This window comes from Paraburkholderia polaris (assembly GCF_012927345.1).
GTDB lineage: Bacteria > Pseudomonadota > Gammaproteobacteria > Burkholderiales > Burkholderiaceae > Paraburkholderia > Paraburkholderia polaris.
This window is the reverse complement of record NZ_JABBGJ010000035.1, coordinates 58,586-73,446: the sequence shown is the minus strand read 5'-3', so window position 1 is coordinate 73,446 and position 14,861 is coordinate 58,586. Positions and strand designations below refer to the sequence as shown.

Annotated in this window: 10 protein-coding genes and 1 pseudogene; 2 read left to right on the top strand and 9 right to left on the bottom strand. The window is 58.9% G+C overall.

Features of this window, described 5'->3' with window-relative positions:
• Positions 1-299: 299 nt before the first annotated feature.
• Complete coding sequence (locus HHL24_RS29215) at positions 300-1,274, bottom strand: hypothetical protein (protein ID WP_169488817.1); 975 nt, start codon at positions 1,272-1,274, stop codon at positions 300-302.
• Positions 1,271-3,964, bottom strand: coding sequence for a hypothetical protein (locus HHL24_RS29210; RefSeq protein ID WP_169488816.1), 2,694 nt, complete (start codon positions 3,962-3,964; stop codon positions 1,271-1,273). Before HHL24_RS29210 ends, HHL24_RS29215 begins: the two co-directional genes overlap by 4 nt.
• Positions 3,965-4,210: 246 nt before the next feature.
• Between HHL24_RS29210 and HHL24_RS44185 the strand changes: the two are divergent.
• A pseudogene (locus tag HHL24_RS44185) lies at positions 4,211-4,469 on the top strand (transposase); the annotation flags it as partial.
• 303 nt (positions 4,470-4,772) lie between these two features.
• Here the strand turns inward: HHL24_RS44185 and HHL24_RS29200 are convergent.
• The 7 genes from HHL24_RS29200 to HHL24_RS29170 form a co-directional block, all read right to left on the bottom strand.
• A complete protein-coding gene (locus tag HHL24_RS29200; protein ID WP_169488815.1) occupies positions 4,773-5,708 on the bottom strand; it encodes a choline ABC transporter substrate-binding protein in 936 nt (311 codons plus the stop codon).
• 136 nt (positions 5,709-5,844) lie between these two features.
• Complete coding sequence (locus HHL24_RS29195; protein ID WP_169488814.1) at positions 5,845-6,843, bottom strand: GlxA family transcriptional regulator; 999 nt, start codon at positions 6,841-6,843, stop codon at positions 5,845-5,847.
• A 7-nt stretch (positions 6,844-6,850) separates the two neighbouring features.
• Entirely contained in the window at positions 6,851-7,753 is a 903-nt protein-coding gene (choW, locus tag HHL24_RS29190; protein ID WP_169488813.1) for a choline ABC transporter permease subunit, read from the bottom strand.
• Positions 7,746-8,924, bottom strand: a complete 1,179-nt coding sequence (locus HHL24_RS29185; RefSeq protein WP_169488812.1) for a quaternary amine ABC transporter ATP-binding protein — start codon at positions 8,922-8,924, stop codon at positions 7,746-7,748. The genes choW and HHL24_RS29185 overlap by 8 nt, the downstream gene beginning before the upstream one ends.
• A 748-nt stretch (positions 8,925-9,672) precedes the next feature.
• On the bottom strand, positions 9,673-10,803 hold the full coding sequence (locus HHL24_RS29180) for a VIT1/CCC1 transporter family protein (RefSeq protein ID WP_169488811.1): 1,131 nt from the start codon (positions 10,801-10,803) through the stop codon (positions 9,673-9,675).
• 170 nt (positions 10,804-10,973) lie between these two features.
• Positions 10,974-12,269: an MFS transporter gene (locus HHL24_RS29175; protein ID WP_169488810.1), complete on the bottom strand. Its 1,296-nt coding sequence runs from the start codon at positions 12,267-12,269 to the stop codon at positions 10,974-10,976.
• Positions 12,270-12,373: 104 nt separating this feature from the next.
• A complete protein-coding gene (locus HHL24_RS29170; RefSeq protein WP_169488809.1) occupies positions 12,374-13,468 on the bottom strand; it encodes a tartrate dehydrogenase in 1,095 nt (364 codons plus the stop codon).
• A gap of 173 nt (positions 13,469-13,641) precedes the next feature.
• Here HHL24_RS29170 and HHL24_RS29165 point away from each other — a divergent pair, with 173 nt between their 5' ends.
• A complete protein-coding gene (locus tag HHL24_RS29165; protein ID WP_169488808.1) occupies positions 13,642-14,553 on the top strand; it encodes a LysR family transcriptional regulator in 912 nt (303 codons plus the stop codon).
• The last annotated feature ends 308 nt before the right edge of the window (positions 14,554-14,861 follow it).

Genomic DNA, 14,861 nt, shown 5'->3' with positions numbered 1-14,861 from the left:
CGTGGTCACTTCCCCGAATCCAAATAGCAAAAACCCGACGATTCGCACAGTTGATCTCGCGCAAGACCTTGAGTATTGAAATAAACGACGCACTCGTTCATAGCATTGCACCCACCAACCAAATTTCCGCCGCCCGCTCCGTTTTCGGCGAATCCAATGGGCGGTTGCATTAATATTAAAAAATCAGTAAGCGCTTATCGGCACAAAACATAATTTTTCGCATCCTCTGATTCGGATTGGTGAAAATTCTTCCGCCCTGGCTCGCACTATCGCCCTCGCGCGCCATTTTTTGCCATTGCTTACCGTTGCATTATATCCGAGGCGCGAATCCATTTTCTCAGCATATGGCCGCTCGCTTGCTGAAAATCAATTTTCACCCATTCGTCTCCGAGGACATCAACTGCAGTGACCTGGTCGCCTCTCACAATGTACATCTTTGTTTTACTATTGGAGCTCGGCGACTCATATAGCCATGCCTTTTCTACACGAATGCGAAACATCTGCCCGCTCACAGCGCCTGTTGCTGAAAGAAGCGCCACTTTCGATTCGACGAGTGAAGCCTCGGACCGCGCATTTTCTTGTCGGAGTTGTTTTGCCAAGGCCAGGTAACTTTTCCGGTTTTCAAGATTAGGAGGATCACACGCCATCACGTTGGAAACCCCGAGATTTCTTGCGATCACATCTCGAAGTTTCAGTTTTACGCTTGCACGCGAGAACTCATGCCACATGCTATTGGCCCCAGCGGTCGTCTTCGTTGTCATTTCTGAGGACCGGTCGTCGCTTGAATCCAACCATATGTCCCGCTTGGATGCCCATCCGCCACCGCATATTTCGCCTGTTTGCATGGTAATGATGCAACCAGTTGCTGCTTCTATTACCGGGCAATACTCTCTTCCCTCAATTCGCGACTTTTCCCCTGCAACGTCGAGCAGCCCTTGTCTGATGACGGGCACTACGATGTAATGCCCAGTGGGAGAAACATTCTTCTGCTCGATGGCTTCGAAGACGATTCCACCCACCCTAGTCAATTGCTCTTCCTGAAATAGCTGGAGGCGAGCGCCGTTCTTTTCTATATAAAATGCACGGGCCCATCCGTCGCCGAATCGGGATTGCAACTCACCAGTTAAAGGCGCATCAAGTTCGATCGACTCTCCACTTGGAAGTGTCACCTGCGTTGCAAAAACTGGTTGAGAGGTAGCCAGCGTGACTAAATATGACGTCACGACGCAAATGGTTATTTTTCCCATACCAATGAATAACTTAATACGCTTCACGACAATTTACTCCGCAATTTTCCAAAGCGCACGTGGCAATCATTCATGTGCCTGTGCTCACCGTAATAGGCGACGATTTGCGATTCGTACGTAATCCGTGATTGGCCCCACGTGGACGGATCCGCCTGCACTGATGGATGAGTGAGAAAAAAAGCTTTCAGTGCGCTTCCCACGTCCTTCACAACGTTATTAGGGCGATTAACGTGCTGATCAAGCGCGGCGGCTCGGCCAAGGTCCGATTTAAAATACTCACCGACCGAATACGCGTAGCCGTCTGGAATGAGAGCAATCACTTTTCTCAAACGATCGACAAAATCCTTTGCCTGCTTATCCTGAAACTCGTCACTTATGATTGCATTGACAATTGAAGCAAGAGGCTTTTGTTTTATTTTCATACCAAACGTTGCGGCACTACAACCTTCTCTCAATTTGGCGTGTAACTCATCGCCAGTTATCTTTACTGCGCCCGTGACTTCCGTATCTTGATAATACATTTTTGCCGTGCGCGAATCAGCACCCTGAGTTTCAACCGTCCAACCGCATTTTTCGAACAGACGCTGGTAAGCGGCCTCATTGCTAATCTTGAATTCGGCAACCTGCGTTGAGAACTCGCCTTTGCCAGTCGCATTAACCGTCTTCTGACATGCGCCTGCGGTGAATATTTCACTGTCGTACGCTTGAACGCCGTCAATATTTCCTTCATTTGCGGACATCGCAACAAGTATCCTGTGCTCGCTATCTGTCATCTGACCGCTGTCAGAAAGCCGGCGCAGAGCGGGCGAATGTTCCAATGCCAAGTGCCCCATATATAGCGGCCCATAATGAACTACTTGCCCGTTCCAGCGGGTCACATTGAATTGATTAACATAGTTGCATCCGCAGTCACAACCACCTGCCTTTAGGAAATTCCCCGCCAACGCAATCGGATGGATGTGAAAAACGTCCGACCCGGGCAGGTCAGTCAAGTGGACCTTGACGTCGTCCCACCAGACGAGTTTTTCGATCCGCTTCTGCTCCGCCTCGTGCTGAGCTTGCGGGCCCGTCTGCTTTTCTATCTCCGCGATGAGCTGCTTCCACTTGTCTGGATTAGCCCATTCGCTCTCGTGCTTGATGATCAACCTCGACATGCGCAAGGCAGTCCACGGATTATCGGCGGCGGCGCAGAGTTCGTCCGCAGCCTTGCTGCCGTCTCCGGTCTGGTATAACGCTCGATAGATTGACGCCATCAGCGGACTGAGTTTGCCGAGCGCTCCCGGTTCTGGCACGTCCGCGCCGATCGCATAGTCGACAAACGCTTTCGTGGTTGCAAACATTGTGTGCGTCGGGTCGTGCGCATCTTCCAGGGTCTGGAAGTCCACCCACTTCTGCGCAAACTCACGCGTCACCTTGCCACCGGCGAAGCTCTGCTCGCGCACCCATCCGCTGATGTCGTTGCCCAGTGCGTCCGCACTGTCGACTTTCCACCAGTTCAGTTTCTGCCCGTCGCTTTCCGCCGTGGCCTCCTTGGATGGGTTCCCCGGCTGCCGGGCCAGTTCGGCAAGCGAGGCCACCTGAATCACGCCGGTTTGCTTTGGATTCTCGCCAGGCTGGTTGGCCGCCAAGTACAACGTTGTCGACCGATCGACTCGCAGGATCGGGGGATCCTTGGGTAACCCAAGCTGCAGCCACGCCAGTTCGTGTGCCCCGTTATCGGCAATCCACTTTTGCCCCTGCGCGATAAACGACTTGATGCTGTCGTCACAGAACACCTCAATGTGGACCATGCGGTTTGAGGTCTGCTGACTCAACGAGTCGTAGCGGCCCAGATGACCGATCAGGTCACCTGCATTGATGTGAACCGGCGTGGTCGGCACCACCACGCAATCGAGCGACGAGTCCGGCATGATTTCCTCGACAACGGGACCACCGTTTTCCTTGCCCAGGAAAACCCACCCGTTGATCGCCGCATCCGGATTGACATATGCGCCCACCGTAGGCGCAAACATCTGGGCCCCGTGCGTATCCTTTATCTGCCCCCAGTCCTCTTCACGCCTGCTCAGGCTGAACTGTGCCCCCTGCGGCAGGATGCCGAGGATCGTGCCATGCGGCTTTGTCACGCGAACCCTTAGCCCTTGCTGTCCAGCGGGCGCCACCTGACCGTTCGGACTGGCATGAGGCTTGTCCATGGCGAACCCAGTGACCTTGAACTGTGTCGACCAGTACGCGGGCCGCGTCAGCGTCGTATCACTCTCATAGTCCGCCAGATCCTGCAGGTGCATATACAGAGCGAAAAACTTCAGCGTGGTGCCTCGTGGAAACTCCATCGTGTGACGTACCAGCGCAAACCCCGTGCTGTACGGTGCGCTGATCGCCGGCTTGCCGTTCTGGGCAGGAATCTCGCTGACCAGGTAGGTGCGGTTGAGACGCCAGGCAACTAGTTCGCCCTCGGTAATGCTTCGCAAGCCATGTTTCAGGTCCAGAAATTGACCGGCTCCGGCCTCAGTAACATGAATTCCACCATGCCACATGCCCTTGCCGCTGACCGAATAGGAGCCCGACGGTTCCTGTTTCAATGCTTTGTAGAAATCGTGCTCATCGGTAAATTCAATGGATGAGCCCGCATTGCCTTGCCCCTTCTTGCGAAACGGAAACGCGAAGCCAAGCTGCTTCAACCGAGCGCTGGGCGAATTCGGCGGTGTCGTATTTGCCATGATTGCGCCTATTCAGAAAACCCGAAGTTCATATCTCCCTTCACATCCTTGAGGGGAGCCGTCGCGTTATACCTGAAGCACGAATCCATTTGCGTAACGTATGCCCGTTCGCTTGATGAAAATCAATTTTTACCCGTTCGTCTCCAACGACATCAATTGCAGTGACCCGGTCGCCACTCACAATGTAAATTTTTGTCTTGCTGGAGCACCTTATGCACATTTCGTGAGACGGGCTATCCTGGCGGGATGACGAAACGCAAGCCATACCCGAGTGGTGTCTCGGACCAAGAATGGCGGCTTTGTTATTCCTTATCTGGCGTTGATGAATAAGGAAGCGCCCCAGCGCAAGCATGAGTTGCGAGAGGGGTTTAACGCACTGCGCTGAATAGCGCAGGCTGAAGCTGCATGGCGGATGCTGCCGACCAGTTTTCCGCCATGGGGAGCAGTGTTCCAGCAGACGCAACGCTGGCCCAAGGCCGGATGTTTCGAAGCGATGGTGAACGACTATGAGCGGCTACCCAAAACTCCGGCACTCTGGCTGGTTTGCATTTCGTTGTCTTCGCCATGCTGATGCTCGACTATGCCGTTCCGATACTGCAACGTTCATAACAAGCTCTAAGCTCGGTCCGTGACTTTGCGTCACGGTCCCTCAGGTATCGCCCGGTGTATTGAAATATCGTGTCGGCACGTGCGTCCGGCCGAGCCAAACCGTGCGGTTTAGCGGCCGGAGCACACGCATGTGTCAAACGCAATGGTTGCCTATGCTGAGCTTGAGTTTCGGACAGTGTGTCCGGCGTTTAGTCAAACCTCACTGCCCCGCAATATAAGCCTTCACCGCCGGCAACCCATCCTTCCCATCAAAGGTCTTCACGCCCGCCAGCCACTTGTCGAGCACCGCCGGATTCGCCTTCAGCCAATCCTTCGCCGCCTTGTTCGGATCCGTCTTGTTCATGATCGGCAGCATCACGTGATTCTCGATGTCGGTCGTGAAGTGCAGGTTCGACACCAGCTTCGCGACGTTCGGGCAACGTGTCGAATAGTCGTTCGGCGTGACCGTCAGCACTTTGGCTTCGCCGTAGTTCGGACCGAATACGTCATCGCCACCGGACAAATAATCGATCTTCATCTGCACGTTCATCGGATGTGGTTCCCACCCGAGAAACACGATCGGCTTCTTGTCGCGAACCGCGCGATTCACTTCGACCAGCATGCCCGCCTCGCTCGACTCCACCAACTTGAACTTGCCAAGGCCGTACTGGTTGCTGTCGATCATCTTCTTGATCAACGCATTGCCGTCGTTACCCGGTTCGATGCCATAGATCTTGCCGTCGAGCTTGTCGTAGTTCTTCGCGATATCGGCGAAGGTTTTGATGCCCGCCTGATACGCGTAATCCGGCACGGCCAGCGTGTATTTCGCCCCGGTCAGGTTTGGCGTGGGCAGCACGGTGAGCTGGCCGGCCTTTTTGAACGGATCGATCATCGGATCCATGGTCGGCGACCAGTAGCCGAGGAACACGTCGATCTGCTTGCTCTTCACACCCGCGAAGGTGATCGGCACCGAGGCGATGGTTTTGGTCGGCTTGTAGCCGAGCCCTTCGAGCACCGTCGAGGCTAGACCGGTAGTCGCCGCGATATCGGTCCAGCCGACGTCGGCGAACCGGACGTCCCGGCAAGTAGCAGGTTCCGTGGCAAAGACAGACGACACCGACAGCGCGCACAACGACGCAGCCCACAAACGTTTCATGGCGTTCCCTCAGGGTGATTGATGCTTGACTGGTTTTACTAATCAGATTTTCCAGGCGCAATTGCTTGCACCGACTTAATTGATGCCAACTCATTCACGCAGACTCAACTACGCCGACTCATTTACGCAGACTCATTTACGCCGACAGCCGTCGCTCGACACTCGGTGCGTGGCCAAACTGCGCGCGATAGGCCTTGCTGAAATGGCACGGCGAGTGAAAGCCACAAACGGCCGTTACCCGCGCGATCGACGCATCCGTATTGCGCAACAGTTCACGCGCCCGACGCAAACGCAGCGTCAGGTAATAGTGCGTCGGCGACACGCTCAGAAACATCTTGAACATCCGCTGCAAATGACGTTGCGACAGATGCACGAGCCGCGCGAGTTCATCGAGCGACAAGGGCTCTTCGATATTCGCTTCCATCAACCGCACGACTTCGATCAACTCCGCGCGCGAGAAACCAACCCGCGCGTCGACGGGAATATGCTGATAATCGGTCGAACCGCGAATCCGCTCGACAATGAACTGCTCGGACACTTGCGCCGCGACCGCATGGCCGAGGCGCATGCCGACCAGGTTCAGCATCAGATCGAGCGGCGCGGTGCCACCGGTGCAGGTCATCCGGTCACGGTCGATCACGAACAGTTCATCCGCGAAACGCACGTGCGGGTAGCTCCTGTGCAGTGGCGACATGTCTTCCCAATGCACGGTGCAGCGATAACCGTCGAGCAGGTTCGCAGCCAGCAGCGCGAACGGTCCCGTGCAAATGCCGCCAAGCGGAATGCCTTTCGACGCCACGTCCTGCAGCAAGGCGATGACCGTATCGTCCACGTAATCACGCACATGCCAGCCGGCGCAGACGATCAGCACATCCGGCATACCCGCTTCAGCCAGCGTCGTGGTCGGCTTCACGGTGATGCCGTTGCTCGCTCGCGCCGGCTCGCCGTCCGGCGTAATCACCGACCACGTGTAGTGCTGCGCGCGGCCCACGTAGTTGGCCATGCGCAGCACCTCGACCGCGCTCGTGAAAGCAATCATCGAAAAGTTCGGCAGCGTCAGAAAGCCGAAGTGCGCGAGCCCGGACAGCGGCGAATCGGATTGGGCCTCGACAGGGGAGATCGCGTCGCGCTTCATAGGCGGCTCAGCCGTGCTGCGCCGCCGGCGCCCGGCGCACCTTCATGACGTTGCGCAAGCCCGACAGCAGCGGCGCCCGTGCCATGCCAGGCGACCGGCCGAAACTTTCCGTGATGCGGTCGAGAATGATCGCAAGCATCACCACGGAGAGGCCGCTTTCGAAGCCGAGGCCGATATCGAGCCGCTGAATACTCGCCAGCACGTCGTTGCCGAGGCCGCCCGCGCCCACCATCGAGGCGATGATCACCATCGACAAAGCCATCATGATCGTCTGGTTCACGCCGGTCATGATCGACGGCAGCGCGTTCGGAAACTGCACCTTGTAGAGCAATTGCCAGGGCGTGCAGCCGAACGCCTGCCCTGCTTCGACGATTTCGCGATTCACATGCTTGATGCCGAGCGACGTAAGACGCACAGCAGGCGGCATCGCGAAGATCACCGTGGAAAGAATCCCCGGCACGCGGCCGAGACCGAACAGCATCGCCGCCGGAATCAGGTAGACGAAAGCGGGCATGGTCTGCATCAGATCGAGCACGGGGCGCACCATCATTTCAATGGTGCGGCTCTTCGCGGTCCAGATGCCGAGCGGCACGCCGAGCAGCAGGCTGATCAAGGTCGACGAAAGCGTGAGACCGAGCGTGATCACCATCTGATCCCAGAAGCCGGTGCCGTAGATCAGCAGCATCGCCAGCAACGTGAACAGCGCGAAACGCCAGCCCACCCGCCACAAGCCAATACCGACGAAAAACGCCATCAGTGCCCACATCGGCACCGCTTGCAGGCCGTGCTCGATCAGCGCGGCAAAACTCTCGATGACCTTGCCGATGGAATCGAAGGTTTTTGCGTCATGGTCGAGCAGGTAGTGAACGCCGTGGTCGACCCAGGCGCCAAGTGGAATGACTTCAGACATGGGAACCTCGATGGCGCGTGAGAACATTCAGCACGTTCGTCTTGTTGACCGAACCGCAGTAGGAGCCGTCTGCTTCGACGACTGGCAGCGGTGCACGGCTCGCTACCACGCGTTCGACGACGTCGTCCAAAGGCGTAGTACGGCGGATGCACTCGATGTGGTTGAGCTGCGGCGATGCGCTGCCCATCGCGTCGCGGCACACGAAGCCGCGGAACTTGCGCTCGCTGTCGAGCACGAACGCGTATTCGGCGCTGCCGTTGAGCGTCGCGGCTACGCTCGAGGCGTCGATCTGTGGCGAATGCTGCATGAGCGGCACCGCGTCCGTCTGCATCAGGTCGCCGGCCGTCAGATAGCGGCTGGTGTCGATGCCTTCGAAGAACGCGCGCACATAATCGTCGGCGGGATTGGTGATGATTTGCTGCGGCGTGCCGATCTGCACCACCTTGCCGCCTTCCATGATCGCGATCCGGGTGCCGATGCGCATCGCCTCTTCCAGATCGTGCGAGACGAACAGGATGGTGCGCTGTTGCTCGCGTTGCAGATCGAGCAGCACGTTCTGCATTTCCTTGCGCTTGAGCGGATCGAGCGCGGAGAACGCCTCGTCCATGATCATGAGCGACGGGTTGACTGCCAGCGCCCGCGCAAGACCCACGCGTTGCTGCATGCCGCCGGACAACTGGGCCGGCAACTTTTCCGCGAACGGCGCGAGGCCGACCTGTTCGAGCACGGTCATGGCGCGCTTCTCGCGGTCCTTCCTGCCGACACCTGCCACTTCCAGCCCGAAGGCCGCGTTGGACAGCACCGTGCGCTGCGGCATCAACGCGAAGGACTGGAACACCATGCTCATGTCCTTGCGGCGCAGTGCCGTGAGCTCGGAGCGCGGCACGCTGGCCACGTCGCGGCCGTCGATCAGTACTTTGCCGGCCGTCGGCTCGACCAGACGATTGATCAGGCGAATCAGCGTCGACTTGCCGGAGCCGGACAGGCCCATCAGCACGAAGATCTCGCCTTCCTTGACTTCGAACGATACGTTGTGGACGCCGACAATCTGACCGGTGCGCGCGAAGACTTCTTCTTTCGTTGCGCCGCCTGCCAGCATGCCGATCGCCTGTTTCGGGTTAGTGCCGAACACCTTGCACAGCCCTTCGACCACGACCTTGGGGGAATTCATTGAATGCTCTCCTATGTCGACCCGCGTTTGCGCTTTAAGGGTTACTCGGGTCCCATGCAAGTTACTTGCTGCGTGGCGGATGTCCGTCCGCGCTGTGCATACATAGTTGCCAGAAAAAAGTACGCCTAGCCGACTATTTGCGACAACCACATGTGGAAATGCGACACCGCCGCCGCGCAAGCGTCGGCAGGCGTCAGCCAAAGCCCTGCTGGACAAGGGTTTGCGGGGTGTTGGGGTGGTCAGTGGAGTGTGTCGCGCCAGAGCAAGTCGGCGGGGCGCTGCAGGAAAAACTGCGGGTTGGAACAACTCGGCGGCGGTTGCCGCAATGCAGCAAGCCCGACTGCGATCGTCGAGCGACGCTGTAAGCCCGCCACGTCGGATCCGTGAGCGAGGCTCAGCTGCGTGACCGGACCTTGTGGACCAGCCGGTCTGCCCGCGAAAAATACCAGATCGCAATCCCGCCCAACACCGGATACATGCAGCACAGACGCACGAGCGCCCAAATCTCTGCAGAAAAGCTCATTGCATTCCCCGGCCAACGTGGAGGTTCGTCGGCAAATATTCAAAATGGCACGACCTGGCTATTGGTTGCCGGTTCGGGCCGAAAAAGGCGTTGCTGGTTGCTCGCGACAGGGGGACAACGGGACGTATAACCGACGGATAATGCACGACAATTATTACGGGAACCTTAAGGTCGCCCGCCGTCACTCCGGGCTTGCCAGATCGGCTCCTGGCGGGACCTTTGCGGTCACGAGATCGACACGCCCAGTAGCCTCCCAACCCCGAACGTGAACCCCGCGGCAATGAGACCGATGACGATCTGTCGCATGGCCGAGAAGCTCGCGCTACGTCCGTTGAATAGCGAGGTAAAGACGCCAATGGACGCGAGCGCAAGCGTACTAAGCACGATGCATTGCACGATCGCGCTAAACCCATGGGTCCACAGGAACGGCATCACCGGAAAAATCGCGCCGACCGAGAACAGGCAAAACGAGACACCCGCAGCAGACCACGGATTGCCGCCCAACTCGGCGGGATCGAGCCCGAGCTCCTCGCGCGTCAAGGTATCGAGCGCCTTGTCCTTGTCGCGCATCATTTGCGAAGCCACCCGTTTGGCCTCGGCCGCGTCAAGACCCTTCGCGCGATAAATCAGCGCCAGCTCGTGTTCCTCGGCTTCCGGCGACACTTCCAGCTCTTCCGCTTCTTTGGCAATCTGGGTGCTGGCTAACTCGCGCGCATTGGTCACCGACAGCCATTCTCCCAGCGCCATCGAGCACGCGCCGGCGATCAGGCCAGCGAGCCCCGTGAGCAGGATCGCCTTGTTGCCGGTTCCCGCACCAGCCACGCCCATGATCAGGCAGAAGTTCGAAACGAGGCCGTCGTTCGCACCGAGGACGGCCGCGCGCAGATCGTTACCCGAGGAAACGCCCTTATGCCACGACTCCGCTGCGGCGATGCGCGCCCCTTGCGACAGGTCCGGGTCGCCGCCGCCGTGAGCCAGGGTCTGGACCACCGCCGCGTGGTGATGCTCGTCGGCCGACATGCGGCCCGCGTCCGGCTGCCCCTGGTATTTGTTGCGGTCGGCGTATTCGGCCGCGGCGAGCGTGGATAGCACGAAGCCCGCGCCGAACAGGCGTACCAGTGTTTTCATCAGCCGCGTTTTCACGGCCTGGCCGGTGCCCTTCGGCTGGATGCCGTTAGCTCTCAGCTTATCGGCCCACACCTGTGCATGATCGCGCTCCGACTTCGCGAGGTCGCTGTAGACCTGCTTGCGGGTGTCGTCCTTCTCGACCTTCGCAAGTGTTTCATAGAGCGCGGCACTATGAAGCTCATCGGAGAGGTTGGCTCTGTACCGCTTGACTTCATGTTTGGATGCCATAGTGACGTGCCTGCGTATCGGGTCGCTAACAACGAAGCGTAATCGATTCAGGCAGGGAAATCAGAAAGGCCTTAAAGCACATCTTTAGCGAGAACGCCAACGGTTCTCATCCCCATTCGGTTCTGCACGACTCGCCGAACAATCAGCAAGCCGACCAGAAACCAGCGAGATCATTGCGGCGCGGGCGCCGCCCGATATCCTCGCCGGCCGATAGCCAAAGTGAGCATGGCTGATACCGCGAGACTCGCGGCCACCACGTAAAGTCCGGCAGCGTATCCCCCCGTCACACTCTTCAGCCAGCCGATTGCAAACGGGCCGACGAAACCGCCGAGATTACCGATCGAGTTGATCATGGCGATACCGGCCGCTGCGCCAGCGCCCGAGAGAAAGGCACTCGGCATGGCCCACAGCGGCGCCTTGGCCGCGCTAATGCCGACGTTCACGAGGATCAGGGCGAGCACGACAGCAACAATGGTATCCGCGAAGCCCGCCCACGCGAGCCCAACGCCTGCTGCAACACACGGAATCACCACATGCCACGTGCGCTCGCCAGTACGATCCGAATGGCGAGCCCACATCACCATGCCGATCACAGCCAGCACGCTGGGAATCGCATTCAACGCGCCCGTGCCGAGTGCGCTAAAACCGAATTGACGAATAATCAGTGGCGCCCATAGGCCGAGCGTATAAAGGCCCGCCGACGTACCGAAGTAAATCATCGACATGATCCACACGCGCGGATCGCGCAGCGCGGCGAGCGCACCTGCCGCGTGGCCTGCCTGCGATTCACGTCCCGCGCGTTCTTCGCGCAAGGTCGCGACGAGCCACGCCTTCTCATCCGCGGCGAGCCACTTCGCCTTTTCTGGCGAATCGGTGAGTGCTTTCAGAACCACGAACCCGAGCACGACAGCAGGAATTGCTTCGATGAGGAAAAGCCATTGCCAGTCTTTCAATCCGAACAGGGCCGGCATCTGCATGAGGGCGCCTGAAATGGGCGAGCCGATTGCCGTCGACAAAGGCGCGGCCGCCATGAACGCCGCGGCGGCGACTGCCCGCTGTCGCGCGGGAAACCACTGGCTGAGATAGAGAATGATGCCGGGAAAGAAACCGGCTTCGGCCACACCAAGCAAAAAGCGCAGCGTATAGAACGAGTTCGGCCCAACGACAAACGCGGACGCCGCCGACACCAGGCCCCACGTCACCATCACGCGTGCAATCCAGATACGCGCACCGACCTTGTTCAGAATGAGGTTCGAGGGCACTTCGAACAGAAAGTACCCAAGAAAGAAGATGCCGCCGCCGAGCCCGAACATGGTCGGCGAGAGTCCGAGGTCCTTGTTCATCGTGAGCGCGGCGAAGCCAACGTTCACACGATCGAGAAAGCTCACAAAATAAAGCAGCATGACGAAGGGCAAAATGCGCCACGTCAGCTTGCGAACCACGCGGGCTTGCAATTCATTGGCCATGCCAGTCTCCATTCTTTAAAACGCCCGTGACGTGTTCGTCCGGGCGTTATGTTTTTGTCTAATGCGTGTTGCGTGTTGCGTGTTGCGTGTTGCGTGTTGCGTGTTCAGGCTGCCTTGGACTGCGCCGCCGGTTCCGCGGCGAGGATCGCGCAAACCGCGTCAGTCACCTGCGCTGTTGTAGCCGTGCCGCCGAGGTCACCGGTATGCAGCGCCGGGTCAGCCGTGATGCGTTCGATCGCGTTCATCAATTGCTGGGCAGCGCCCGTCTCACCAAGATGCTCGAGCATCATCACGACCGACCAGAACGTGCCGACCGGATTGGCGAGACCCTTGCCCATGATGTCGAAAGCGGAGCCGTGGATCGGCTCGAACATCGAGGGATAGCGGCGCTCGGGGTCGAGATTCGCGGTCGGCGCGATGCCGAGGCTGCCGGCTAGTGCCGCTGCCAAATCGCTGAGAATGTCCGCGTGCAGGTTCGTCGCGACGATCGTGTCGAGCGTGGCGGGACGGTTGACCATGCGCGCGGTGGCAGCGTCGACGAGTTCCTTGTCCCATTTGACGTCGGGAAATTCCTTCGAGACTTCGAGAGCAATCTCGTCCCACATCACCATGGCGTGGCGTTGCGCATTGCTCTTGGTGATCACCGTCAGCAGCTTGCGCGGCCGCGACTGTGCGAGGCGGAACGCGAACCGAAGAATGCGTTCGACGCCCGCGCGGGTCATCATCGAAACGTCCGTTGCCACTTCGATCGGATGGCCCTGGTGTGCGCGTCCGCCCACGCCGGAGTATTCACCTTCAGAGTTCTCGCGAACGATGACCCAGTCGAGATCCTTCGGCCCGCAGCGCTTTAATGGCGCGTCAATGCCGGGAAGAATGCGGGTGGGACGCACGTTCGCGTACTGATCGAAGCCCTGACAGATCTTCAGGCGCAAACCCCAAAGCGTCACGTGATCAGGAATATGCGGGTCGCCCGCTGAACCGAACAGAATCGCATCCTTGTTGCGGATGGCGTCCAGCCCATCGGCCGGCATCATCACACCGTGCTGGCGGTAGAAATCGCCGCCCCAATCGAAATTCTCGAACTCAAACTGGAAGGCATCGCTTCGCGCAGCGATGGCTTCGAGAACCCGTTGGCCCGCGGGCACGACTTCCTTGCCGATGCCGTCGCCGGGAATGGTTGCGATGCGGTAGGTCTTCACTAGCGTCTCCTTGGTGTTGAACGTATGGCTGCATCCTAGAGCGGAGACTGCTCGCGAAAACGCTGCTAGACTCAAAGCATCCTTAACCTGAAGTTAATAATGAGCGGCTCGTCAGTCTCCTCGTTGGCCCCTTCGTTGGCCCCCTCATTGGCCGCTTCGTTGGCCTGCTCAACATGACCTCCTCAATACAACCGGACGACCTCGCCTTCTTCTCCACGCTCGCCGCAAGCGGCAGCCTGACGGCGGCTGCGCGCGAACTCGGGTTGAGTACCGCGGCCGTGAGCAAGCATCTGGCGCAAATGGAATCGCGCGCGGGCGTGTCGCTCGTCAATCGCACAACGCGGCGCATGAGCCTTACGCCGGAGGGCGAGCTCTATCTCACCCGGGCACGGCGCATCCTGAGCGAAATGGACGACCTGGCCCAATTGCTCGGCGGCTCGCAAGCGGCGCCGAAAGGCCTGCTACGCGTGAACGCGACCCTCGGCTTCGGCCGCAGTCACGTGGCGCCGCTGATTTCCCGGTTTGTGCGGCGCTTTCCCGAGGTGGACGTGCAGTTGCAGCTCTCCGTCGATCCGCCGCCGATCAGCGACGACGCCTTCGACGTGTGCGTGCGCTTCGGCGAACCGCCGGATGCTCGCGTGATTGCGCGCCGGGTCGCGTCGAACCGGCGGCTGCTTTGCGCATCGCCTGCGTACTTCGCCAAACGGCGCGCGCCACGCAGTCCGGCCGAGCTATCGCAACACAACTGCATTGGCATCCGTCAGGGCGACGATGGCTACGGGCTATGGCGTCTGACCAGCGGACGCGGTTCATCCGAAAAGACCGAGACAGTTCGCGTGCGCGGCAACCTCACCACCAATGACGGCGAGATCGCGGTGAAGTGGGCGCTGGACGGCCACGGCATTCTGATGCGGGCGGAATGGGATATCGCGGAGTATCTCGCCGACGGCCGCCTGATCCATGTACTGCCGGAATACCGCACGCCGGGTGCCGATATTTACGCGGTGTACCCGCAACAGTTGCAAATGACGGCGCGGGTCAAGGCATTCGTCGACATGCTGATAGAGACGCTTGGGGCGCGTTGAGTCAGCCCCTCAGTTCTGCAATGCAGAACATCAACACCAAGCAACCGACCGGTAATTCAAACCGGATAATTCCGCCCACTCCCTTGAATTACATAGCCTTACGGCTCAAATCAAGCCCGCCCACAACCCCAGGTGTTTTCCCTATTTAGGCCTGCATTGCAGTCCAAACGAGCGATTCCCCCCGTTGACACAGAGCGAACGGTCGTGCCAAATTGTGCCTGCATCCTGTGCGCAAGCACGCGATCAATGAGTTCATAGCAGCGCCGAGCCGTCCCAGCGACCCAGGAGACAACCAGCAGGCAACCGGA

Excerpts from the sequence above, each read along its gene's own strand:
- HHL24_RS29200 (WP_169488815.1), bottom strand. The coding sequence starts at position 5,708 with ATGAAACGTTTGTGGGCTGCGTCGTTGTGCGCGCTGTCGGTGTCGTCT.
- HHL24_RS29185 (WP_169488812.1), bottom strand. The coding sequence starts at position 8,924 with ATGAATTCCCCCAAGGTCGTGGTCGAAGGGCTGTGCAAGGTGTTCGGC.
- HHL24_RS29165 (WP_169488808.1), top strand. The coding sequence starts at position 13,642 with ATGACCTCCTCAATACAACCGGACGACCTCGCCTTCTTCTCCACGCTC.
- HHL24_RS29210 (WP_169488816.1), bottom strand. The coding sequence starts at position 3,964 with ATGGCAAATACGACACCGCCGAATTCGCCCAGCGCTCGGTTGAAGCAG.
- HHL24_RS29195 (WP_169488814.1), bottom strand. The coding sequence starts at position 6,843 with ATGAAGCGCGACGCGATCTCCCCTGTCGAGGCCCAATCCGATTCGCCG.
- HHL24_RS29180 (WP_169488811.1), bottom strand. The coding sequence starts at position 10,803 with ATGGCATCCAAACATGAAGTCAAGCGGTACAGAGCCAACCTCTCCGAT.
- choW (WP_169488813.1), bottom strand. The coding sequence starts at position 7,753 with ATGTCTGAAGTCATTCCACTTGGCGCCTGGGTCGACCACGGCGTTCAC.
- HHL24_RS29175 (WP_169488810.1), bottom strand. The coding sequence starts at position 12,269 with ATGGCCAATGAATTGCAAGCCCGCGTGGTTCGCAAGCTGACGTGGCGC.